The sequence below is a fragment of the Micromonospora sp. genome (assembly GCF_048594385.1).
Classification (GTDB): domain Bacteria; phylum Actinomycetota; class Actinomycetes; order Mycobacteriales; family Micromonosporaceae; genus Micromonospora; species Micromonospora wenchangensis.
This window is the reverse complement of record NZ_JBMDWU010000369.1, coordinates 1-22,097: the sequence shown is the minus strand read 5'-3', so window position 1 is coordinate 22,097 and position 22,097 is coordinate 1. Positions and strand designations below refer to the sequence as shown.

Sequence of the window (22,097 nt, the reverse complement as noted above, 5' to 3'; positions counted from 1 at the left end):
GATCGAGGCGTCCGACTCCGACTGGGACCGGGAGAAGCTGGCCGAGCGGCTGGCGAAGCTCTCCGGTGGCATCGCGGTCATCAAGGCGGGCGCGGCGACCGAGGTCGAGATGAAGGAGCGCAAGCACCGCATCGAGGACGCGATCGCCGCCACCAAGGCCGCGGTCGAGGAGGGGACGGTTCCCGGCGGCGGTGCCGCGCTGGCCCAGATCCGCTCGGTGCTCGACGACGACCTCGGCCTGACCGGTGACGAGAAGGTCGGTGTCTCGATCGTGCGCAAGGCGCTGGTCGAGCCGCTGCGTTGGATCGCCCAGAACGCCGGCCACGACGGCTACGTGGTGGTGGAGAAGGTCGCCGGCCAGGACTGGGGCCAGGGCCTCGACGCCGCCCGGGGCGAGTACGTCGACCTGGTCAAGTCCGGCATCATCGACCCGGTGAAGGTGACCCGCAACGCGGTCACCAACGCCGCGTCGATCGCCGGCCTCCTGCTGACCACCGAGAGCCTGGTGGTCGAGAAGCCGGAGCAGCCGGAGCCGGCCGCCGCCGGTGGGCACGGCCACGGCCACGGTCACGGCCACCAGCACGGCCCGGGCTTCTGACCCGGTAGCACGCCAGGTCAGGGCGCACCGTCGTACTTCGGCGGTGCGCCCTGACGCGTACGGTGACCGCTGCTTACGGAACGGTGACGTGGTTGGCGGCCGGCCCGGTCGATCGACGACACTGGCCGGATGAGCACCACCCCCCGTGGCTTCGCCGCGCTGGCCGGGGTCACCGCCGCCGTGGTGGCCATCGGTGTCGCCGAGCCGGTCGCCGTCCTCACCGGTCCCCGCTCCGCCCCGCTGATCGCGGTCGGCGGGGTCGTGGTCGACACGGTCCCCGAGCCGCTCAAGCAGTTCGCCATCGACGTCTTCGGCAGGTACGACAAGATCGCCCTGCTGGTCGGCACGGCGGTGCTGCTGGCGGCGTTCGCCGCCGGGATCGGTGTGCTCGCCGCGCGTCGGCTCGCGGTCGGGCTGGTGGGCATCGCGGCGTTCACCGGTCTCGGTGTCGCCGCCGCGCTCACCCGGGCCGGCGCGGATGCCGCCGATGCGCTCCCCGCCCTGGTCGGCGGGGGGTTGGGCGGGCTGGTGCTCTGGGCCTTCGTGGCCGGTCCCTGGCAGCTCGACCCGTGGCCCTGGCAGCCGCCCACCCCGCTGCCGGCCGCCCACCCCGGGCCGCCCCCGGTGCCCGGGACGTCGCCGGCCGCCGGGTCGCTTCCGGCCGGTGGGCCGCCGGTGGCCGGTCCAGCGGTGGACCGGGGCGACGGTGTGCCGGCCGCCGGGTCGACGGCGGGCGAACGCCGGGGGGCCGACGGGCCGGGTGCACCTGCGGGTCCGGCCGGGGGATCGCCCGTCGGCTGGGAGCCGTTGGAGTCGACCGACCCGGAGTCCCGGCGGCGGTTCCTGCGTGGTGCGGGCCTGCTCGCGGGCGTGGCGACCGTGGCGGGGCTGGGCGGGCACTGGCTCGCCGGGCGGCGGGGGGTGTCGGCGGCCCGGGAGGCGGTCGCGTTGCCCACCCCGTCGGCGGTGGCGCCGACGGTGCCGGCGGGGGCAGACCTGTCCCTGGCCCAGCTCGCCCCCTACACCACGCCGAACGGCGGCTTCTACCGGATCGACACGGCGCTGGTGGTGCCGCAGGTGGATCCGGAGACCTGGCGGCTGCGCATCCACGGTCGGGTGCGCAACCCGATCGAGTTGACCTTCGCCGAGTTGCTCGCCCGCCCGATGGTGGAGCGGTACGTCACCCTCGCCTGCGTCTCCAACGAGGTGGGTGGGGACCTGATCGGCAACGCCCGGTGGCTGGGCGTACCGATCCGGGAACTGCTCGACGAGGCGGAACCGGAGGAGGGGGCCGACCAGGTGGTCGGCCGCTCGGTCGACGGTTGGACCTGCGGCACCCCGACGGCGGCGCTGCGCGACGGGCGGGACGCCCTGCTGGCGGTGGGGATGAACGGCGAGCCGCTGCCCGTGGAACACGGCTTCCCGGTGCGGATGGTGGTGCCGGGCCTCTACGGGTACGTGTCGGCCTGCAAGTGGGTGACCGAGCTGGAGCTGACCAGTTTCGCCGACTTCGACGCGTACTGGGTGCCGCGTGGCTGGTCGGCGCAGGGGCCGGTGAAGACGCAGTCGCGGATCGACACCCCCCGCGCGCGTAACCGGCTCACCACGGGCGAGGTGACGGTGGCCGGGGTGGCATGGGCGCAGCACCGGGGGATCAGCCGGGTCGAGGTACGCGTCGACGGCGGCGCGTGGCAGGAGGCGACCCTCGCCCCGACGGTGTCGGTGGACACCTGGGTGCAGTGGTCGTGGCGGTGGGCGGCGACCCCGGGTGAGCACACCCTCCAGGTGCGGGCGACCGACCGGGACGGCGAGACGCAGACCCCGTTGACCGCGCCGGTCGCCCCGGACGGAGCGACCGGGTGGCACAGCGTCACAGTCACCGTGCGCTGATTCCTCATCAGCGTTAAGTCATCAAGATTGATCAATGTGCGGATAGCCGAAAATTCCACAGCGATATCGAGGGTTGAGGCTGTGGGAGCGCTCCCGTAACATACCTGACGCGACTGTTAACGTTAACCTAACAACGGCCACCACCAATGTGCAGGTCGCCATCCCGTCAGGAGGGTGTTTTATGTCCAGATCCAGATCGGCCAATGTCGGCCTGATCTCGGCCGGTGTCGCGTTGCTGGCGTCGGCGTCGGTAGTCACCGCGCTGCCCGCAGGCGCGGCGGCGGCGGGATGCTCGGTGAACTACACCGTCTCCTCGGAGTGGGGCGGTGGCTTCGGGGCCAACGTCGCCATCACCAACCTGGGCGACGCGCTGAGCAGTTGGACGCTGACCTGGTCCTTCGCCTCCGGGCAGTCGGTGACCCAGGCGTGGAACGCGACCGTGACGCAGAGCGGCTCGGCGGTGACCGCCAAGAACGTCAGCTACAACGGCGCGATCCCCACCAACGGCTCGGTGTCGTTCGGCTTCAACGGGGCCTGGACGTCCAGCAACCCCGTCCCGACGAGCTTCGCGCTCAACGGGGTGGCCTGCAACGGTGGCACGACGCCGACCAACCCGCCCACCACGCCGCCGACGACCGCGCCCCCCACCACCCCGCCCCCCACGACCCCGCCGCCGACCACGCCCCCGCCGACCACCCCGCCGCCGACGGGCAACTGCTCCCTGCCGACGTCCTACCGCTGGTCGTCGACCGGTCCGCTGGCGCAGCCGAAGGCCGGCTGGGCGTCACTCAAGGACTTCACCATCGCCCCCTACCAGGGCAAGCAGTTGGTGTACGCCACCACCCACAGCAGCAGCGCCACCGGCGGCTGGGGTTCGATGAACTTCGGCCTGGTCGACAACCTCAACCAGCTCGCCACGGCGCCCCAGAACACCATGAGCCAGAGCACCGTCGCGCCGTCGCTGTTCTACTTCGCGCCGAAGAACATCTGGATCCTCGCCCACCAGTGGGGCCCGACGTCGTTCTCGTACCGCACGTCGACCAACCCGGCCAACGCCAACGGCTGGTCGGCTGCGCAGACCCTGTCGACCGCGAAGATCACCGACTCCGGCACCGGCGTGATCGACCAGACGATCATCGGCGACGACCAGAACATGTACCTGTTCTTCGCCGGTGACAACGGCAAGATCTACCGCCAGATCATGCCGATCGGGAACTTCCCGGGCAGCTTCGGCTCCAGTTACACGACCATCATGAGCGACACCTCGGAGAACATCTTCGAGGCGCCGCAGGTCTACAAGGTCGCGGGCCGCAACCAGTACCTGATGATCATCGAGGCCCGGACCAGCTCCTGGGAGCGCTACTTCCGCTCGTTCACGGCGACCAGCCTGGGCGGCACCTGGACGCCGAACGCGACGACCTACAACAACCCGTTCGCGGGCAAGGCCAACAGCGGTGCCACCTGGACCAACGACATCAGCCACGGTGAGCTGCTGCGCACCAGCGCGGACCAGACGAACACGATCGACCCGTGCAACCTGCAACTGCTCTACCAGGGCCGCGCCACGAACTCGGGTGGTGACTACGGCCTCCTGCCCTACCGGCCGGGTCTGCTGACCCTGCAGCGCTGACGGCGTGACGCAGGTGCGACCCCGCTGTTCCTGACTCCCGCGACCGGCGGCGAAAGCCGTACCGGGTGAGCCGCACGACGGCTCGGAGCAGGATCGGGTGGAATGAAGGGGCGGGTCCGGCACAGCCGGGCCCGCCCCGCTTTTCGTACCTGCCGGCCCGGCGTCGGACCACGGGCCGGGAAACGACGAGGCCGCACTCCGATTTCCGGAGCGCGGCCTCGTCGAGGTGTGGCGGGTCGGTCAGGCGATCTTGCGCTGGGCCGGTACGGCGGTCTTGTGCGAAGCGCCGAGCCGGGCCTCCATGCGGGCGATGTCCACCCGGGTCTGCCGGCGGTCGGCCAGGTCCTCCCAGCCCAGGGCGAGCAGCCGCAGCCGCTCGGACTCGCTGAGGCCGCCCCAGACGCCGTACGGCTCCCGCACGGACAGGGCGTGCGCCGCGCACTCGGCCCGCACGGGGCAGGCCTGGCAGACGGACTTGGCGCCGGACTCCCGGCGCAGCCGGGACGAACCGCGCTCGCCGTCCGGGTGGAAGAACTGAGCGCTGTCCCGACCCCGACAGGCGCCGAGACGCTGCCAGTCCCACAGATCGACGATGGGTCCGGGCAGTCTACGTACGTTCGACATCAGCACCCCTCCTCCCGCGCGGCACCGCGGAGATCCTCGTTGAACCGGCGTCCGGGCTGTGGTCCGCGCTGGCGTACCCCGTTTCCGGCGTGGAGCCTCGGTACCCGAACCCTCGCCGACTCACACGTGTTGAGATCGAAAACCCGAAGCCTCCTGCGTCATATGACCCAAATGTCGGAAAAGTTCAGAGGATTGCCCGGAACCTCCTCCCCGGTGGACCCCGTCATGGTCTGCTCGTGTCCGGAGAGGAGACCACCGTGCGTACCGTTCTCGTATGCGTTCGGACACCGATCGCCGCGCAGCAGTTGACCAACGCGGCGGCGCGACTCGGCCTGGCCGCGGTCGTCCGGACAGCCGTCTCCGATCCCGAGGTGATGCTGCGGCTCGCCGAGCGCCCGGTCGACGTGGTGCTGGCCGACACGGCGCTCACCCGGCCGGACAGCGCCGGCTTCGTGCGCCGGGTGCTCGCCCGCGCCCCGCAGGCCGCGGTGCTGCTGCTCGGCACCGAGGAGTCGGAGGCGGCGGCGGCCACCATCAGCGCCGGGGCCCGGGGCCTGATCCAGGGTGCCGACCACGACCTGACCAGCGCGGTGGCGAAGGCGTTGCTGCTGCTCGCAGCGCCCGGCCGCCCCGCCCGGCACCGGGTCGCCGACCCCGCCCGGGACACCGCCGCGGTCGGCGCGCCCCCGCGACCCGGTCGCCCGCCCGCGCCGGGCTGGTCGCCGCCGCCGGCCGACGGTACGCCCGGCGCGCCGTCGGTGGTGCCCGTGCAGCGCGGCGACGACGAGGTCGAGGGGGAGTCGGAGGGCACGCCGGCCGAGCCGGCCCCGGCCACCGGGTTGCCGCGTCCGACCTCCGGCGCCCGCGCCGGCCGGACCTCGGTCGGGCTGACCGAACGCGAACTCCAGGTGCTGCTCGGCATGGCCGAGGGCAAGAGCAACGCGGAGATCGGCCGGGAGTTGTTCGTCTCGGAGGACACCGTCAAGACGCACGCCCGGCGGCTGTTCCGCAAGCTCGGCGCGCGGGACCGGGCGCACGCGGTGGCCGCCGGCTTCCGCGCCGGCCTGGTCGCCTGACCGCCCCCGCCCCGGCGGTGGCGAGCCGGGTCGGCCCGGGGGTCAGTCGTCGGAGTCGGTGTCGTCGCCCGCGGACTCGGTGAGCGTGTCGTGCACCCCGTCGGCGTAGCCCCGGGCGTAGTCCCAGGTGACGTAGTGGTCCGGGTCGGGATCGTAGGCCGGCTCGTGCACCCGGGGTCGACCCGAGCTGAGCAGGTGCCGCAGGTTGCCCCGGAGCAGGTCCCAGTCGAAGTAGTGCGGCTCGCGACAGTCCTCGCACTCGATGACCAGCCCGCGTACCCCGATCGGGGACAGCAGGGCCTGGTAGATCTCCAGGTCGGCGAGGTCTTCCAGCACGTCCTGCCGCTCGACCTCGGTCAGCGGGTCGAGCGGGGCGTCGTCGCCCGGATCGTCCAGCCCCGCAGCCGGATCGGCCGGGTCGCCGTTGAACGGGTCGATGGGCTCGTCGTGCACCCCCTCACCGTAGACCCAACCCTCGCCGCACGCGCCCCCCGGCGGTCGCTGTGGCGTCGCCGACCCCGACCGGTCGCCGGCGAGGGCCGCCCTGCTCAGTGGGTACGATGAGACGACTCGCCGTCACCCCGGCGTGCGCCGGTTGCCGCGCGCGCCGCCTCGCTGAATCCCGTCCGAGCAGCTCAGGGGAGCAATCGTGGAGAATTCGCCCAGCACCGATCTTCCTGCCGGCACCGATCTTCCGGCCGGTGTCGACAGCGGCGAGTGGGGCGGCCACCTGCCGGAGCTGCCCGCCGGGTCGGCGCGGGTGGTGCCGCTCGGCCTGACCTTCGACGACGTGCTGCTCCAGCCCGGCGAGTCGGACGTGGTGCCCAGCCGGGTGAACACCCGCACCCGGCTCACCCGCAACGTGGAGCTGTCCATCCCGCTGCTGTCCAGCGCGATGGACACCGTCACCGAGGCCCGGATGGCGATCGCGATGGCCCGCCAGGGCGGCATCGGCGTGCTGCACCGCAACCTCTCCCTGGAGGACCAGGCGCTCCAGGTCGACCTGGTCAAGCGCTCCGAGTCCGGCATGATCACCAACCCGGTGACGGCCAGCCCCGAGGACACCCTGCGTGAGGTCGACGAGCTGTGCGGCCGTTACCGCATCTCCGGCGTCCCGGTGGTCGACGGCGAGGGCCAGCTCGTGGGCATCGTCACCAACCGGGACATGCGGTTCGTCTCCGACCCGGCCACCCCGGTCCACGCGATCATGACCCGGACGCCGCTGGTCACCGCCCCGGTGGGGGTGAGCAAGGACGACGCGCTCTCCCTGCTGCGCCAGCACAAGGTCGAGAAGCTGCCGATCGTGGACGACTCGGGGCGGCTGCGCGGGCTGATCACCGTCAAGGACTTCACCAAGAGCGAGCAGTACCCGGACGCCACCAAGGACGACGCCGGCCGGCTGCGGGTCGCCGCCGCCATCGGCGGCGGCGAGGACGCCTACAAGCGGGCCCGGACCCTGGTCGACGCGGGTGTCGACGTGCTGATCGTGGACACCGCGCACGGCCACCAGCGGGCCGTGCTGGACATGGTCCGCCGGCTCAAGGCCGACGTCGCGATCGACATCGTGGGGGGCAACGTGGCCACCTACGCCGGGGCGAAGGCCCTGGTCGACGCCGGTGCCGACGGCGTCAAGGTGGGGGTAGGCCCGGGTGCCATCTGCACCACCCGGATCGTCGCCGGGGTCGGCGTCCCGCAGGTGACCGCGATCATGGAGGCGGCCCGCGCGGCCCGTCCGGCCGGCGTCCCGGTGATCGGCGACGGCGGCATCCAGTATTCCGGTGACATCGCCAAGGCCCTGGTGGCCGGTGCCGACACGGTGATGCTCGGCAGCCTGCTGGCCGGCTGCGAGGAGAGCCCCGGCGAGCTGATCTTCGTCAACGGCAAGCAGTTCAAGGCGTACCGGGGGATGGGCTCGCTGGGCGCTATGCAGTCCCGGGGCCAGGCCAAGTCGTACAGCAAGGACCGCTACTTCCAGCAGGACGTGCTCAGCGACGACAAGCTGGTGCCGGAGGGCGTGGAGGGCCAGGTGCCCTACCGGGGGCCGCTGTCCCGGGTGGCCCACCAGCTCGTCGGCGGGCTGCGGCTGGCGATGGGGTACGCCGGGGCGGAGAACATCCCCGACCTGCACCACCGGGGGCAGCTCATCCGGATCACGGCGGCCGGGCTCAAGGAGAGCCACCCGCACGACATCCAGATGACCGTCGAGGCCCCCAACTATCACACCCGCTGACCCACCACCCCAAACCACCTGGAGTCCCTCATGCGTGACGTGGTCGAGATCGGGCTGGGCAAGACCGCGCAGCGCGGCTACCACCTGGACGACATCGCCATCGTGCCCAGCCGGCGGACCAGGGACGTCGACGACGTCTCCACCGGCTGGCAGCTCGACGCCTACCAGTTCGACATCCCCTGCGTCGCCCACCCGTCGGACGCCACCATGAGCCCCGCCTCGGCCGTGCGGCTCGGGCAGCTCGGCGGCCTGGGCGTGCTCAACGTCGAGGGCCTCTGGACCCGCTACGAGAACCCGACCAAGGTGCTGGAGGAGCTGGCCGGGCTGGGCGAGGACGCCCGCGCGACCAAGCGGCTCCAGGAGGTCTACGCCGAGCCGATCCGCCCCGACCTGATCGCCGAGCGGGTCCGCGAGCTGCGGGCCGGCGGCAGCACGGTGGCCGTGCGGGTGTCCCCGCAGCACACCCTCGCGCTGGCCCCGGTGATCCTCGACGCGGGCGTCGACATCCTGGTCATCCAGGGCACCATCGTCTCGGCCGAGCACGTCTCGACCACCGACGAGCCGCTGAACCTCAAGGAGTTCATCGCCGACCTCGACCTGCCCGTGGTCGTCGGCGGCTGTACCGACTACAAGACGGCGCTGCACCTGATGCGTACCGGCGCGGCCGGGGTGATCGTCGGCATCGGCGGTGACGACTGGTCGACCAGCGAGTCGGTGCTCGGCATCCGGGTGCCGATGGCCACCGCGATCGCCGACGCCGCCGCGGCCCGCCGCGACTACCTCGACGAGACCGGTGGACGCTACGTGCACCTCATCGCCGACGGCGACATCCAGACCTCCGGCGACATCGCCAAGGCGCTCGGCTGCGGCGCGGACGCGGTGATGCTCGGCGAGCCGCTGTCGCTGTGCGAGGAGGCCCCGGCCGGCGGCGCCTGGTGGCACTCGGCGGCCAGCCACCCGTCCCTGCCGCGTGGTGCGTTCGAGGTGGCCGGCGAACCGCTCGGGGAGATGGAGCGGCTGCTGTTCGGCCCCGCCGACGAGCCGGACGGCCAGCTCAACCTGTTCGGTGGGCTGCGTCGCGCGATGGCCAAGTGCGGCTACCGCGACCTGAAGGAGTTCCAGCGGGTCGGGCTGGTCCTCGACCGCTGACCCGGGTCCGTCGCGGCCGGCCGGCTCCACCATGGGGCCGGCCGGCCGTACCGTCGCCCCGCTCGTCGTGCGGCGTTGCAGGCACCCGGGGCCGGCCGGATCGGTAGGCTGCGCGGACGGCGGCGGCGAACGGGGGACGAAGGTGGCCATGAGCCGGAACCGGCGCGGGCTCGCGCTGCTCGTCACCGTGGCGCTCGCCCTGACCGGCTGCACCGCCGACCCGGAACCCCGGCGGGAATCCCGGTCGACTCCGACGCCTGAGGCGACCCCGGAGGTGACCCCCGGCCCGGCCGGCGTCGGCGACCCGTACTTCCCGACCGCCGGCAACAGCGGGTACGACGTCGAGCGGTACACCCTCAAGGTCCGCTACGACCCGACCAGCGACGAGCTGCGCGGCGACGCCACCGTCCGGGCCACCGCCGAGGCCGACCTGCCGCTGTTCCACCTCGACCTGGCCGGGCTGACGGTGCGCCGGGTGACCGTGGACGGCACCCCGGCCCGGCACACCCGCGAGGGCACCGAGCTGGTGGTCACCCCGGCCGCGCCGGTCCGCGCCGGGACGGTCTTCACCGTCCAGGTCGGGTACGACGGCCGGCCGGAGCCGCTGCGCAACGAGACGATCGGCGAGGGCGGCTGGCTGCACACCGCCGACGGCGCGGTCGCGCTCGGCCAACCCGAGTCGGCGAGCACCTGGTTCCCGGTCAACGACCACCCCTCCGACAAGGCCGCCTACGACTTCGAGATCACCGTGCCGAAGGGGCTGGTCGTGGTCGCCAACGGCGTGCCGAGGGGGCAGCGCCCGGCGGCCGGCGGCTTCACCACGTGGCGCTGGTCGGAGGCCGCCCCGATGGCCAGCTACCTGAGCACGGTGGTGATCGGGAAGTACCGCACCAGCACCGGCGAGCACCGGGGCCGGCCGGTGTTCAGCGCGGTCGCCGCCAGCCTTCCCCGGGGGGCGGCCGACGAGTCGGTCGCCCGCACCGTGACGGTCGCCGACTACCTGGAGAGCGTCTTCGGGCCGTACCCGTTCGCGGCGTACGGCGGGGTGGTGGTCGACGAGCCCCGGATCAGGTACGCGTTGGAGACGCAGAGCCGGCCGGTCTACTCGGCCAACTTCTTCCGGGGCGGCGAGAACACCGGGGTGGTCGCGCACGAGCTGGCCCACCAGTGGTTCGGCGACAGCGTGTCGGTGGCCCGCTGGTCGGACATCTGGCTCAACGAGGGGCTGGCCACGTACGCGGAGTGGCTCTGGGCCGAGCACCAGGGCCGGGACACCGCCCAGGCCGCCTTCGAGCAGCGGTACGCGTCCTCCGACGACCAGGTCTGGCGGGTGCCGCCCGGTGCGCCCGGGGTGGCGAACCTGTTCAGCGACTCGGTCTACGAGCGCGGCGGGATGACCGTGCACGCGTTGCGGGTGACGGTCGGCGACGACGCCTTCTTCCGGCTCCTCAAGACCTGGGCGGCCGACAAGCGCAACGGCAACGCCACCACCGCCGAGTTCGTGGCGACCGCCGAGCGGGTCTGCGGGCAGCAGCTCGACGACCTCTTCGCCGCCTGGCTGTACGGCACCGAGCGTCCCGCCCCGCCCACCCGCCGCTGAGCGCGTCCCCCGGCGGTCAGTTCTTCACCCGTAGCTCGGGGTGGGCGTCCAGGTAGGTTTCGGCCTTGCCGGCCTTGAGCGCGGGCAGGAATCCCTTGCCGACGCTGGTGAGTTGCTCGCCCCGGTAGCTGCCGCCCTTGCCCACCCCGTCGCCGGGCAGCCCGACCAGGGTGATCCGGTCGGCGCTCAGCCCACCGAGGGCGTACGCCAGGTCGACGATGCGCGGGCCGCCCGCGTAGACCAGGGTGTCGCCGAGCGCCGACACCACCTGCTCCACCCGGTCTGGCTGGCGGGCCAGGTTCTCGTTGAGGATCTTGGCGGCCAGCGCCCGGAGGAGCTGCTGCTGGTGGCGCTGCCGAGCGTAGTCGCCGCCGGCGATGTAGCGCTGCCGGGCGTAGTCCAGCGCCTGCCAGCCGTTGAGGTGCCGCTCACCCTTCTCGTAGACCATCTGCGGGCCGGTGTATCCGCCGCCGCCCCGGGCCGGCTCGCGGTATTTGCCGTCCGGCCGGCGGTGCAGCGAGGGGACCCGCTGGTCGACGTAGAGGTCCACCCCGCCGAGGCTGTCGACCAGCCGGTCGAAGCCGTTGAAGGTGACCACCGCACCGGCGTCGAAGCGCAGCCCGGTGTACCCGGCGACCGTGCTGCGCAGCAGCTCGTACCCCTGGGCGGCGCTGGGGTTCTTGGGCTTGCCCGGCACCCGGCTGCCGTAGCTCATCGCGTGGGTGAGTTTCGTCCGGCCGCCCTGGTAGCCCGACTTGGGGAACTTCGGGATGTCGACCACCAGGTCGCGGGGGAGCGAGAAGAGGTACGCCCGGTCCAGCCCGGCCGGCACGTGCAGGATCAGCACCGCGTCGCCGTGCGGTTCCCAGCCGGGCACGCTGACCCGGGTGTCCACCCCGACCAGGAGCAGGTTGAGCGGGCCGGTGATCGAGGCCCCGGGGGGTGGGGTCGGGCTGGGGGTGGGGCTCGGCGTCGGCGTCGGGCCGGTGGTCGTGGCGGCCGGCCCGGCCGTACGCCGTGGCTCGTCGTCGCGGACCACCCGGGTCACCACCAGGGCGGCCACCCCCACCAGGACGACCACGGCCAGGGCGGCCAGCCCCCACACCCAGCGTGGTCGTCCCGTTCCGGTCTCCTGAGTCATCGCTCGCCACCCCCGTCTGCACAACGCTTCGACCGGCCCTGCGGGTTGCGGTCGGCGACGGTCAGCATGATCGCGCGAAATCCGGCACTGGCGCGATGGCTACCCGCCGGTAATGATGCGGTCATGCGGTACGACGTGCTCGTCATCGGCTCCGGCTTCGGCGGCAGCGTCACCGCGCTGCGCCTGGCCGAGAAGGGCTACACCGTCGGTGTGCTGGAGGCGGGCCGGCGATTCGCCGACGACGAGTTCCCGCAGACCTCCTGGCGGCTGCGCCGGTTCCTCTGGGCCCCCCGCCTGGGCTGCTACGGGCTGCAACGGATCACCCTGCTCCGCCCGGCCGCCCGGGGTGCCGCGAGCGGGGTGCTGGTGCTCTCCGGTGCCGGCGTCGGCGGTGGCTCCCTGGTCTACGCGAACACCCTCTACCAGCCACCGGACGCCTTCTACACCGATCCGCAGTGGCGTGACGTCACCGACTGGCGGGCGGAACTCGCCGGCCACTACGACCAGGCCGGACGGATGCTCGGGGTCACCCCGTACCCCCGGCACACCGGCGCGGACCGGGCGATGCGGGCGGTGGCCGAACGGATGGGGGTCGGGCACACCTTCGGTCCGACCCCGGTGGGGGTGCACCTCGGCCGTCCCGGGCAGCGGGTGGCGGACCCGTACTTCGGCGGGGCGGGGCCGGAGCGCACCGGCTGTACGCACTGCGGGTCGTGCATGACCGGCTGCCGGCACGGCGCCAAGAACACCCTCGTCAAGAACTACCTGTGGCTTGCCGAACGGCTCGGCGCGCGGGTCCACCCGCTGACCACGGTCACCGCAGTACGGCCGGCCGACGGCGGCGGCTACCTGGTGCACGCCGTACGTACCGGTGCCTGGCTGCGGCGGCGTCGCCAGGTGTTCCACGCCGACCAGGTGGTCTTCGCGGCCGGCGCGCTCGGTACCCAGCGGCTGCTGCACGCGATGAAGCAGACCGGCGCGCTGCCCCACCTGTCGGACCGCCTCGGCGCGTTGACCCGGACCAACTCGGAGGCGATCCTCGGCGCGTCGGTCGACCGCCGGCAGGCCCGGCGGCGGGGGCTGGACTTCACCGACGGGGTGGCGATCACCAGCTCGTTCCATCCCGACCCGCAGACCCACGTCGAGCCGGTCCGCTACGGCCGGGGCGCGAACGCGATGGGGCTGCTCCAGTCGCTGCTCGTCGACGGCGGTCCGCACCGGGTGCGGCGCTGGCTGGGCGCGATCGTGCGGCACCCCCGGCTGGCCGCCCGGATGCTCTCGGTGCGGCACTGGTCCGAGCGGACGGTGATCGCCCTGGTGATGCAGTCGACTGACAACTCGCTGACCACCCGCTGGCAGCGGGGGCCGCTGGGCCGGCGGCGGCTGGTGTCCGGGCCCGGGCACGGCGCACCCCATCCGACCTGGATTCCGGCCGGCAACCAGGCGGTCCGGCTGCTCGCCGAGGAGATCGGCGGCACCCCGGGCGGGGCGCTCACCGAACCGTTCGACGTCCCGCTGACCGCGCACCTGCTCGGCGGGGCGGTGATCGGCGCCACCCCGGCCGACGGCGTGGTCGACCCCTGGCACCGGGTGTACGGCCACCCGGGGCTGCACGTGGTCGACGGGGCGGCGGTCTCGGCGAACCTCGGGGTGAACCCGTCGCTGACGATCACCGCGCAGGCGGAGCGGGCGATGTCGTACTGGCCGAACCGGGGGGAGGCGGATCCCCGGCCGCCGCTCGGGTCGGCGTACACCCGGGTGGCGGCGGTGCGTCCACGGCACCCGGCGGTTCCGGCGGACGCCCCCGGCGCGCTGCGCGGCTGACCGGCGCTGACCGGGCGCGGCGCGCCGGGGGGCGGCCCGTGCCGGGGGCGGGTGTGACTGTCGGTAGGCTTTGCCCACATGAGCACGCCTCGCCCCGTCCTCGTGGTGGACTTCGGAGCCCAGTACGCCCAGCTCATCGCGCGCCGGGTGCGCGAGGCGAAGGTCTATTCGGAGATCGTCCCGCACTCCATGCCGGTCGCCGAGATGCTGGCGAAGGACCCGGCCGCGATCATCCTGTCCGGCGGCCCGTCCAGTGTCTACGCCCCCGACGCCCCGCAGATCGACGCCGGGCTGTTCGACGCGGGCGTCCCCGTCTTCGGCATCTGCTACGGCTTCCAGGCGATGGCCCAGGCGCTCGGCGGCACGGTCGCCCGGACCGGCAACCGGGAGTACGGCGGCACCCCGCTGCGTCCCCGGCTGCTCGACCCGGGGGTGCTGCTGCGGGACCTGCCGGCGGACCTGCCGGTCTGGATGAGCCACGGCGACGCGGTGACCGAGGCCCCCGCCGGGTTCACGGTGACCGCCGAGTCGGCCGGCGCCCCGGTCGCCGCCTTCGAGGATCTGGCCGGCCGTCGGGCCGGTGTGCAGTTCCACCCCGAGGTGGGGCACACCGCGCAGGGGCAGGAGATGCTCCGCCGTTTCCTCTACGACATCGCCGGCATCGAGCCCACCTGGACCCCGCAGAACATCATCGACGAGCAGGTTGCCCGGAGCCGGGCCCAGGTCGGGGACAAGGAGGTCATCTGCGGCCTGTCCGGCGGGGTGGACTCGGCGGTCGCCGCCGCGCTGGTCCACGAGGCGGTGGGGGACCAGCTCACCTGCGTCTTCGTCGACCACGGCCTGCTGCGTGCCGGTGAGGCCGAGCAGGTGGAGAAGGACTACGTGGCGGCCACCGGCATCAAGCTGAAGGTGGTCGACGCGGCCGACCGGTTCCTCGGCGCGCTGGCCGGGGTGACCGACCCGGAGCAGAAGCGGAAGATCATCGGCCGGGAGTTCATCCGGGTCTTCGAGGCCGCCGCCCGGGAGATCGCCGCCCACGGCGACGTCGAGTTCCTGGTGCAGGGCACCCTCTACCCGGATGTGGTCGAGTCCGGCGGCGGCACCGGCACCGCCAACATCAAGAGCCACCACAACGTCGGCGGGCTGCCTGAGGATCTGAAGTTCGCCCTGGTCGAGCCGCTGCGCACGCTGTTCAAGGACGAGGTCCGGGCGCTCGGGCTCCAGTTGGGCCTGCCCGAGGCGATGGTCTGGCGGCACCCGTTCCCGGGGCCGGGGCTGGCCATCCGGATCATCGGCGCGGTCGACCGGGAGCGGTTGGCGCTGCTGCGCCAGGCCGACCTGATCGCCCGGGAGGAGCTGACGGCCGCCGGCCTGGACCGGGGCGTCTGGCAGTTCCCGGTGGTGCTCCTGGCCGACGTGCGCAGCGTCGGGGTGCAGGGTGACGGGCGCAGCTACGGGCATCCCGTGGTGCTGCGCCCGGTCTCCAGCGAGGACGCGATGACCGCCGACTGGTCCCGGCTGCCCTACGAGGTGGTGGCCCGGATCTCCACCCGGATCACCAACGAGGTCGCCGAGGTCAACCGGGTGGTCCTGGACGTGACCAGCAAGCCGCCGGGCACCATCGAGTGGGAGTGAGCGGGGTTCAGCCGGCCGTCGGCGGGGTCGCCGGCGGCTGAGGCTGCCCTCCGGTCGCCGGCCCGCCCGGCTGCGGCCAGGTGGCCGGCTGCGCCGGCGTCGGCCAGGTCGGCTGCGGCTGCGCCGTCGGGTCCGCCGGGTGTGGCCAGGCCGGCGCGCCGGCCGGCTCCTCGGGCATCAGGAACCACATGATCGGGTACGCCAGGGCGGCGACACCGCCGGTGAGCAGGGTCGCCACCGCGAACAGCACCCGGACCAGGGTGGGGTCGACGGCGAAGTAGCGGCCGATGCCGCTGGCGACGCCGGCCACCATGCGGTCGGTGGTCGGCCTGCGGAGTTGTTTGTACGGGGCGTGGGGGGTGCTCGTCGAGGTCATGTCTCCACGGTCCGCGCCGGCCGCCCCGTCGACCTCGGTGACCGCCCGGAGTCCTACCCTGATCGATCCCTGAGTGGCCAGCCCTGAGTCAGGAATCCGACTCTTTTCCGCGTCGGTAACGCGACCCGGGGAGAATTTGGCTCCGTGACCACCTTGCTGGAGCCGCTCCGCAGGATCGCGGCATATGCAGTCTGTGCAGATTCAGTCGGCCGAGTGTTGCTGGTCCGCGCATCGGAGCGCTCCGGCACCCCCGGCGTATGGTCCCTGCCCGGTGGGGCGGTCGACCACGGCGAGGACCCGAACCACACCGTCGTCCGGGAGACCGCCGCCGAGACGGGCCTCTCGGTCGCCGTCGCCGGCCTGGCGGACGTCCTGGCCGACATGCGCGCCCTGCCCGAGCGGGGCATCACCATCCACACCGACCGCCTGATCTACCAGGTGTCGGTACGCGGCGGCACCCTCACCGACCGGGTGGACCGCTCCACCGACCTGGCCCGCTGGTACACCCTCGACGAGGCACGGGAGCTGCCGCTGCGGGCCTTCACCGCCCGCGCGCTCGGGCTGCCGGCGTCCTCGGCCGACGTGGTCCCCGACGAGGCCCCCGAGTTCCCCTCGTTCTACGCCGTGCCCGGCCCGGACGGGCTGCACCGGGCGCAGCGCTTCGCCGCGTACGCGGTGGCCACCGACCCGGAGGGTCGGGTGCTGCTGACCCGGGTCTCCGACGGCTACCCGGGTGCGGGCTGCTGGCACCTGCCCGGCGGCGGCACCGACTACGGCGAGCAGCCGGGTGCGGCGCTGATCCGGGAACTGGTCGAGGAGACCGGGCAGACCGGCCGGCTGGTCGAGCTGCTCGGGGTGGCCAGCCACCGCGACGCCGCCTCGCTCGGCCCCGAGGGCTACCCGATCGACTGGCACGGCGTGCGGGCCTTCTACCGGGTGATGGTCGACCAGCCCGCCCCGCCGACCGTCACCGACGTGGGCGGCTCGACCTGCGAGGCCCGCTGGTTCGCCCGGGACGAGTTGGGCGCCCTGCCCACCGACCGGCTCACCGAGGTCACCGCCGAGGCGGTCCAGGCCGCCCGGCTCACCGCCTGACCTGCCCCGCCCGCCGGCGGCGTCGGTGCGCCCACCGGCGGCCCGGCACGACGGCACCCGCCCTGCCCGGACGACCGCTAGCCTCATGATCGACGGCGGATCGGGGAGGGCGACGTGCAGGAGCGACGACGGATCGCGGCGCACGGCTGGTGTACGGACGAGGCCGGCCGGGTGCTGCTGGTACGCGGGCGGCGCGCAGCCGGCGACAGCACCGGCGACCCGGCGTCCGATCCGGCGGCGGGGTTCTGGCGGCTGCCCGGGGGCACCGTGCGGCACGCGGAGCATCCGGCCGACACCGTGGTCCGCGAGTGCGCCGGGCAGTCCGGGCTGGCCGTCGCGGTCGCCGGGATACGCGCCGCCGTGGCCGATCTGACCGCTGCGGACCCGGCGGACCCCGCCGGGCCGGTGCACACCGACCGGTTGGTGTTCGACGTCACGATCCCTGGTGACCGGCCGGTGGCCGCAGGAGCGCCGCCGGCGGTGGCCGGCGGCGGTGACGGCCCCGGTGAGCTGGCCTGGTGCACCCCGCAGGAGGCGGCGACGCTGCTGCTGGTGCCGTTCACCGCCGACCTGCTCGGCCTGCCCGTCCCGCCGCCCGCCGGCCCACCACCCGGTGTGCCGGTCGAGCCGGTGGCGGCGGAGTCGGCCGACCGGCGGCAGCGGTTCGCCGCGTACGGGCTGGTCACCGATCCCGGCGGGCGGGTGCTGCTCACCATGATCGCGCCCGGCTATCCGGGTGCCGGACTCTGGCACCTGCCCGGCGGGGGGACCGATCACGGTGAGCAACCGGTCGACGGGCTGTTACGGGAACTGGTGGAGGAATCGGGTCAGTCTGGTCGGGTGGACCGGCTGATTCTGGCCGACAATCTCCACAATCCGGGCGCGATGGGCCCCGAGGGGCGTCCGCTGGACTGGCACGGCGTGCGGGTGATCTACCGCGTGCTTGTCGATGAGCCGACCGAGCCGGTGGTGACCGAACAGGCCGGCGGATCGACGGCTGGCGCTGCCTGGTTTACGTATTCCCAGCTCAGCGGTCTGGAGATGACGGATGTCGCGGTTCTGGCGACCCGGTGGCCGGTCGGCTGACGGACGCTCGCCGAGCCGACCTGGTGGTGCTCCGGTAAAGTCGGCCCTGCGGTTGGCGAAGAAAACGGGCGATGAAGCCCGAAATACGGACCCAGAAGTCCGAGATGGGAACAAGGCAGCGGTTTGCGCGGTTAACGAGGTTATAAGTACCGCCGGCAGCTATCGCCAACCACCACGCCGCTGTGCAATGGTGTACTCCGCTTAACGGCTGCCGGGCCAAGAGCGGTCCGGCACGAGACAGCCGGACACCCGCCCGCACGGGCGGCCAGCCAATCCGGTGATGGAGGAAACGTGCCGAGAGCCCCATGGCGCCGGCGTCGTACGACTGACAGTCCGCGCCCCGCAGGGCGTCGCTGGGCGGGCCGGTTGCGCCGCAGCAGCACATTCGCCCGCCAGGTACTGCTGGTCCGGGTGGGTCGCCGGGACGGTGACCAGCTCAACGGCACCGATCTGGTCCTTCCCGAGCACCGCGTCGACCGCCAGCGTCGCCGGTACGGCTTCGACCGTCGCGGTATCACCCTCGACCGCGCCGAGATCGAGGCGGTCGCCCCGGTCAGCCCGGTCCTGGGCCCCACCACCGGAGTCGACGAGTCGCCCGCGATGGCGATCCCGCTGCTCCCCGGCGCGCGTACACCCGCCCGGCGGATGAAGTTCGCGCTGGTCAACGCCTGCACCCTGGCGAGCCTGGTGCTCGGCATCAACGCCATCTTCGTCGCCATGAACGGCCAGCCCCGCATCGCGGCCCTGCTGCTGATCGCCTGCGTCGCGTTCGACGGCCTCGACGGCGCGCTCGCCCGGAAGTTCGGCGTGGCCAGCCCGTTCGGCGCCCAGATGGACTCGCTGGCCGACATGTGCTCCTTCGGCCTGGCCGCCCCGGTGGTGGTCTACGCCTCGCTGGCCGGATCGGCCCCCACCGCCGCCGCGGCGGTCGCCGCAGCACTGGTCGCGTCGTGCGCCGCGATCAGGCTCGCCCGGTTCAACGTCTCACCCAAGGACGGCCGGTTCTTCTGCGGCGTACCCACCACGATGGCGGCGGCCGTGCTCGCGCTCGGCGTGGCTATCGAACTGCCGCTGCCGGCCGTCGTGCAGATCGGCGGGGTGGCGTTGCTCGCCTTCACGATGGTCTCCAGCTTCCCGTACGCCAAGCTGGCCCGGCTGGTCAAGCTTCCGCCGTGGCTGTGGCTGGCCCCGGCCGTCGGCGCACTCGTCGACATCCGGCTCACCTTCGCCCTCGTGGTGGTGGGCTACCTGGTCAGCGGGCCGCTGCTCTGGCTGCACCAGCGCCGTACCGCCTGACCCGTCCGCAGTTGCACGACAGGGGCGCCGCGATCGCGGCGCCCCTGTTCGCGTAGTCGTCGGCTCAGCTCCAGCGGGCGATGACCGAGGAACCGCCGACCACCTTGTCGCCGGGGCCGACCAGCGGCGTGGCGGCGTCGGCCGGCAGGTAGACGTCGGTACGGGAGCCGAAGCGGATCAGCCCGAACCGCTCCCCCCGGGCCAGCAGCGCCCCCACCGGAGCCCGCTGCACGATCCGCCGGGCGATCAACCCGGTCCGCTGCGCCACCACCACCGTGCCGTGTGCGGTTTCCAGCACCGTGTAGGCGGCGACGTTGTGCTCCGCATCCGGCTTCATCGCGTTGACGAAGCCGCCGTCGGCGACGAAGTAGTCGACCACCTTGCCGGCCACCGGCGAACGGTTGACGTGCACGTCCAGCACCGACAGGAAGACCGCGATCCGCAGCCACTCGCCGTCGCCGAACCGCTCGTCGTGCAGCCGTTGCACCGACAGCACCTGACCGTCGGCGGCGGCGACCACCGCGGCCGGGTCCTCCGGCACGTCCCGCTGCGGGTCCCGGAAGAACGCGGCCACCGGGGCGGCGGCCAGCGCCGGCACCAGCCACAGCTTCGACTTCGGCCGGGCGACCCGGGCGACGGCGGCCAGGCCGAGCGCGATACCGGCCGCGGCGACCCCGTTCGAGTCGATGTGCATGCCCCGGGTCAGCGGCACGCTCGACGGCCGGTACGCCGGGGCGAGCCGGGCGGCCGACGCGGCACCGGCCGGGGTGAACCGCAGGTGGTGCACCCGTACCGGCGGGGAGTTGCGGAGCACCAGGTCGGAACGTACACCGTGCAGGACGCCCTGCCGGTCCAGCTCGGCGGCGGCCCCCTCGGTGCGAAACACCGGCGCGGCGACGCTGAGCACCGCGCCGTCGGTCAGGTACTTGGTGAGGCCGTCGACGGCGTCGCGGGTGTGCTCACCGGTGCCGGTGAACGGCTCGGCGGCGATGACCAGCTCGGCGGCGTCCGCCTCGGCCAGGGAGTCGACCACCCGTACCCGGTCGGCGACCCAGCGGCCCTGGGCCGTCACGTGGTCGCGCAGCGTGGCGGCGTCGGTCGTCGGGTCCGGCACGACGGTCAGCGTGTCGCCCGGCAGCAGCGCGTCGATCGCCGCGGCGAGGACCGCTGCCCCGGGGGCCGCACCCACCAGGAGGGCTGCCTTCGGGTCGTTGCGTCGGGCGAGTTCGGCGACGAGGGTACGGGCGGCACGCTCGCCGATGCGGACCGGACCGAACGGACCGGAGGGGCGCACGGCGGGGGACTGGGTCATGTCGGGCGGGCTCCTGACGGGGTAGACGGACGTCGCGGCGGGACCGCCTCGGTTGCCCGGACGAGGCGCACCCGGGCCGGTGCCGGGCCGCCTGGCGCGGCCACCGGCGGGGCTCGCCCGACGGAGGCGGGATCTCCCCGGCCAGCATACGAGCCGGCACGGGCCGCCCGCACCGGCGCGGTCAGCCCGGTGTCCGTGGTCAGGTGCCGGGCGGACCGGTGACCGGGTCGTCGGCCGGCCACCGGCGGGTGTCCCCGTCGCCGACCCGGGCCGGCTCGTCCTGCCCGGGCCGACGGTCCACCGCGCCCGGCCGTCCCGGCTCGTCCGCCGCGTCACCGAGGCGCAGTTCGGCGGTGTCCCGCCAGCCGGCCCGGTCGTCGGACCCACCCCCGGGACCGTCCGGCGGGCTGCCCGCCGGGCCGCTCACCGGCCGACCCGCCGGGTCGGCCGGGTCCGGCGTGGGGGCCGCGCCGCTGCCGGCGGCCGGCGGTACGGCGTCGGTGGTCCGCGCCGACCGCACCGCGCCGACCAGGCCGAGCAGCCCGATCAGCACCAGAGCGCCGGCCAGGAACCAGCCCACCGCCGGCAGGGCCAACCCGAGGATCTGGGCCAGCAGCCACCAGAGGGCGAGGCCGACGAAGAGCAGCCCGAAGACGAACGACACCAGGTCGGTGCGGTGGGCCTTCACCGGGACACCTCCAGGTTGCCGGCGTTGACCTGGACGGTGAGCCGCAGCGTGCCGCCGCCGGCCCCGTCCGGGCCCAGGTCGGTGATCTGCCGTGCCTGTCCCTCGAATCCGGCGCTACGTCGCCCGAACACGGTCGCCTCCCCGGCCTTGACGTTGGTCACCACGGTGACGTCCACGTTCGGCGGGACCACTATGGTGGCCGCCCCGAAGTTGACCACCACGGTGATGTCGGTGTCCTGCTTGTCGAAGTCCACCGCCCGCAGGTCCAGGGTGGTGTCGCCGAAGCTGTTCTCGTAGCGGTCGGCCAACTCCCGGTAGCTGGTCGGTGCCCAGGTGACCGCTCCGTCGACGCCCCGGACCCGGTCGTAGGACTCGGCGACGGTGGCGACGGCGAGCGCGGCGGCGGCGACCAGACCGAGGGCGATCAGCCAGCGGGCCCGCCCGAACCAGGTGCCCACCAGCAGGCCGAGCCCGATGGTGGCGAGCACCGCCGCGAAGTAGCCGGCCGCGCCGATCGGGAAGACGTCCAGCAGGTCCAGGATGGCCACCACGCCGAGGACCAGGAAGATCAGCGAGAAGGTCGCGGCACCCAGCGCCGAGCGTTCCTTCGGCTTCTTCGGCGGTTTGATCCGGGGCGCGGGCGGGGGCGGTGGCGGGCCCGCCTGGGCGTACGGGCCGTGCGGGGCGAACGGTGGCCGGTAGCCCGTACCGGGTGACGGCGGGACCACGACCGGTGCGGCGGCCGGTCGACCGGGCACCGGTGGGCGGGGCGGCCAGCCCGGCGCTTCCGCCCGGGTCCCGGTGATCTCCATCGGCCGGGCCGGCGGCCAGGGCGGCAGCGCGGCGG

Annotated in this window: 18 protein-coding genes and 1 pseudogene; 12 read left to right on the top strand and 7 right to left on the bottom strand. The window is 73.5% G+C overall.

What is annotated here, in order from left to right:
* From ACOJTC_RS19695 to ACOJTC_RS19685, 3 genes are all read left to right on the top strand, one after another.
* Positions 1–598: TCP-1/cpn60 chaperonin family protein (locus ACOJTC_RS19695; RefSeq protein ID WP_420117976.1), on the top strand; the 598-nt coding region annotated here is incomplete at its 5' end.
* A 129-nt stretch (positions 599–727) separates the two neighbouring features.
* A complete protein-coding gene (locus tag ACOJTC_RS19690) occupies positions 728–2,488 on the top strand; it encodes a molybdopterin-dependent oxidoreductase (protein ID WP_420117975.1) in 1,761 nt (586 codons plus the stop codon).
* 181 nt (positions 2,489–2,669) lie between these two features.
* A complete protein-coding gene (locus tag ACOJTC_RS19685) occupies positions 2,670–4,118 on the top strand; it encodes a non-reducing end alpha-L-arabinofuranosidase family hydrolase (RefSeq protein WP_420117974.1) in 1,449 nt (482 codons plus the stop codon).
* A 240-nt stretch (positions 4,119–4,358) separates the two neighbouring features.
* Here the strand turns inward: ACOJTC_RS19685 and ACOJTC_RS19680 are convergent, their stop codons facing one another.
* The gene (locus ACOJTC_RS19680; RefSeq protein ID WP_088645816.1) at positions 4,359–4,742 is read right to left on the bottom strand and encodes a WhiB family transcriptional regulator; all 384 of its coding nucleotides are present in this window, start codon (positions 4,740–4,742) and stop codon (positions 4,359–4,361) included.
* Between the two features lie 257 nt (positions 4,743–4,999).
* Here ACOJTC_RS19680 and ACOJTC_RS19675 point away from each other — a divergent pair, with 257 nt between their 5' ends.
* The gene (locus ACOJTC_RS19675; protein ID WP_420117973.1) at positions 5,000–5,818 is read left to right on the top strand and encodes a response regulator transcription factor; all 819 of its coding nucleotides are present in this window, start codon (positions 5,000–5,002) and stop codon (positions 5,816–5,818) included.
* Between the two features lie 42 nt (positions 5,819–5,860).
* Here the strand turns inward: ACOJTC_RS19675 and ACOJTC_RS19670 are convergent, their stop codons facing one another.
* Positions 5,861–6,271 (bottom strand): DUF5319 domain-containing protein, encoded by a 411-nt coding sequence (locus tag ACOJTC_RS19670; RefSeq protein WP_088645783.1) that lies wholly within the window; start codon positions 6,269–6,271, stop codon positions 5,861–5,863.
* A gap of 196 nt (positions 6,272–6,467) precedes the next feature.
* On the opposite strand from ACOJTC_RS19670, the gene guaB reads away from it, so the two are divergent.
* From guaB to ACOJTC_RS19655, 3 genes are all read left to right on the top strand, one after another.
* Positions 6,468–8,048 carry an IMP dehydrogenase gene (gene guaB / locus ACOJTC_RS19665; RefSeq protein ID WP_420117972.1) on the top strand — a complete coding sequence of 527 codons (1,581 nt, stop codon included), beginning with the start codon at positions 6,468–6,470 and terminating at the stop codon, positions 8,046–8,048.
* Between the two features lie 30 nt (positions 8,049–8,078).
* Positions 8,079–9,197, top strand: a complete 1,119-nt coding sequence (locus tag ACOJTC_RS19660) for a GuaB3 family IMP dehydrogenase-related protein (protein ID WP_204924921.1) — start codon at positions 8,079–8,081, stop codon at positions 9,195–9,197.
* Positions 9,198–9,345: 148 nt separating this feature from the next.
* A complete protein-coding gene (locus tag ACOJTC_RS19655; protein WP_420117971.1) occupies positions 9,346–10,797 on the top strand; it encodes a M1 family metallopeptidase in 1,452 nt (483 codons plus the stop codon).
* Between the two features lie 16 nt (positions 10,798–10,813).
* On the opposite strand, the gene ACOJTC_RS19650 is transcribed toward ACOJTC_RS19655, so the two are convergent.
* Positions 10,814–11,938, bottom strand: a complete 1,125-nt coding sequence (locus ACOJTC_RS19650) for an LCP family protein (RefSeq protein WP_420117970.1) — start codon at positions 11,936–11,938, stop codon at positions 10,814–10,816.
* Between the two features lie 123 nt (positions 11,939–12,061).
* Between ACOJTC_RS19650 and ACOJTC_RS19645 the strand changes: the two genes are divergently transcribed.
* Both ACOJTC_RS19645 and guaA read left to right on the top strand, forming a co-directional pair.
* Positions 12,062–13,762, top strand: a complete 1,701-nt coding sequence (locus ACOJTC_RS19645; protein ID WP_420117969.1) for an FAD-dependent oxidoreductase — start codon at positions 12,062–12,064, stop codon at positions 13,760–13,762.
* 78 nt (positions 13,763–13,840) lie between these two features.
* Complete coding sequence (gene guaA / locus ACOJTC_RS19640) at positions 13,841–15,397, top strand: glutamine-hydrolyzing GMP synthase (protein ID WP_420117968.1); 1,557 nt, start codon at positions 13,841–13,843, stop codon at positions 15,395–15,397.
* Between the two features lie 7 nt (positions 15,398–15,404).
* On the opposite strand, the gene ACOJTC_RS19635 is transcribed toward guaA, so the two are convergent.
* On the bottom strand, positions 15,405–15,773 hold the full coding sequence (locus ACOJTC_RS19635) for a PspC domain-containing protein (protein WP_420117967.1): 369 nt from the start codon (positions 15,771–15,773) through the stop codon (positions 15,405–15,407).
* Positions 15,774–15,917: 144 nt separating this feature from the next.
* Between ACOJTC_RS19635 and ACOJTC_RS19630 the strand changes: the two genes are divergently transcribed.
* From ACOJTC_RS19630 to ACOJTC_RS19620, 3 genes are all read left to right on the top strand, one after another.
* The gene (locus tag ACOJTC_RS19630; RefSeq protein ID WP_088645791.1) at positions 15,918–16,868 is read left to right on the top strand and encodes an NUDIX hydrolase; all 951 of its coding nucleotides are present in this window, start codon (positions 15,918–15,920) and stop codon (positions 16,866–16,868) included.
* Positions 16,869–16,982: 114 nt separating this feature from the next.
* Complete coding sequence (locus ACOJTC_RS19625) at positions 16,983–17,954, top strand: NUDIX domain-containing protein (protein WP_420117966.1); 972 nt, start codon at positions 16,983–16,985, stop codon at positions 17,952–17,954.
* Between the two features lie 366 nt (positions 17,955–18,320).
* Positions 18,321–19,250 carry a CDP-alcohol phosphatidyltransferase family protein gene (locus tag ACOJTC_RS19620; RefSeq protein WP_420117965.1) on the top strand — a complete coding sequence of 310 codons (930 nt, stop codon included), beginning with the start codon at positions 18,321–18,323 and terminating at the stop codon, positions 19,248–19,250.
* Positions 19,251–19,314: 64 nt separating this feature from the next.
* Here ACOJTC_RS19620 and ACOJTC_RS19615 read toward each other — a convergent pair whose 3' ends face one another.
* The 3 genes and pseudogenes from ACOJTC_RS19615 to ACOJTC_RS19605 form a co-directional block, all read right to left on the bottom strand.
* Positions 19,315–20,562, bottom strand: a complete 1,248-nt coding sequence (locus ACOJTC_RS19615) for a phosphatidylserine decarboxylase (protein WP_420117964.1) — start codon at positions 20,560–20,562, stop codon at positions 19,315–19,317.
* A 442-nt stretch (positions 20,563–21,004) separates the two neighbouring features.
* Positions 21,005–21,250 (bottom strand): annotated as a pseudogene (locus ACOJTC_RS19610) (hypothetical protein); the annotation flags it as partial.
* The coding region (locus ACOJTC_RS19605) for a LiaF domain-containing protein (RefSeq protein ID WP_420117963.1) at positions 21,247–22,097 on the bottom strand (851 nt) is incomplete at its 5' end. The gene ACOJTC_RS19605 and the pseudogene ACOJTC_RS19610, both read right to left, overlap by 4 nt.

Excerpts from the sequence above, each read along its gene's own strand:
- ACOJTC_RS19690 (WP_420117975.1), top strand. The coding sequence starts at position 728 with ATGAGCACCACCCCCCGTGGCTTCGCCGCGCTGGCCGGGGTCACCGCC.
- ACOJTC_RS19685 (WP_420117974.1), top strand. The coding sequence starts at position 2,670 with ATGTCCAGATCCAGATCGGCCAATGTCGGCCTGATCTCGGCCGGTGTC.
- ACOJTC_RS19680 (WP_088645816.1), bottom strand. The coding sequence starts at position 4,742 with ATGTCGAACGTACGTAGACTGCCCGGACCCATCGTCGATCTGTGGGAC.
- ACOJTC_RS19660 (WP_204924921.1), top strand. The coding sequence starts at position 8,079 with ATGCGTGACGTGGTCGAGATCGGGCTGGGCAAGACCGCGCAGCGCGGC.
- ACOJTC_RS19655 (WP_420117971.1), top strand. The coding sequence starts at position 9,346 with ATGAGCCGGAACCGGCGCGGGCTCGCGCTGCTCGTCACCGTGGCGCTC.
- ACOJTC_RS19650 (WP_420117970.1), bottom strand. The coding sequence starts at position 11,938 with ATGACTCAGGAGACCGGAACGGGACGACCACGCTGGGTGTGGGGGCTG.
- ACOJTC_RS19645 (WP_420117969.1), top strand. The coding sequence starts at position 12,062 with ATGCGGTACGACGTGCTCGTCATCGGCTCCGGCTTCGGCGGCAGCGTC.
- guaA (WP_420117968.1), top strand. The coding sequence starts at position 13,841 with ATGAGCACGCCTCGCCCCGTCCTCGTGGTGGACTTCGGAGCCCAGTAC.
- ACOJTC_RS19635 (WP_420117967.1), bottom strand. The coding sequence starts at position 15,773 with ATGACCTCGACGAGCACCCCCCACGCCCCGTACAAACAACTCCGCAGG.
- ACOJTC_RS19615 (WP_420117964.1), bottom strand. The coding sequence starts at position 20,562 with ATGACCCAGTCCCCCGCCGTGCGCCCCTCCGGTCCGTTCGGTCCGGTC.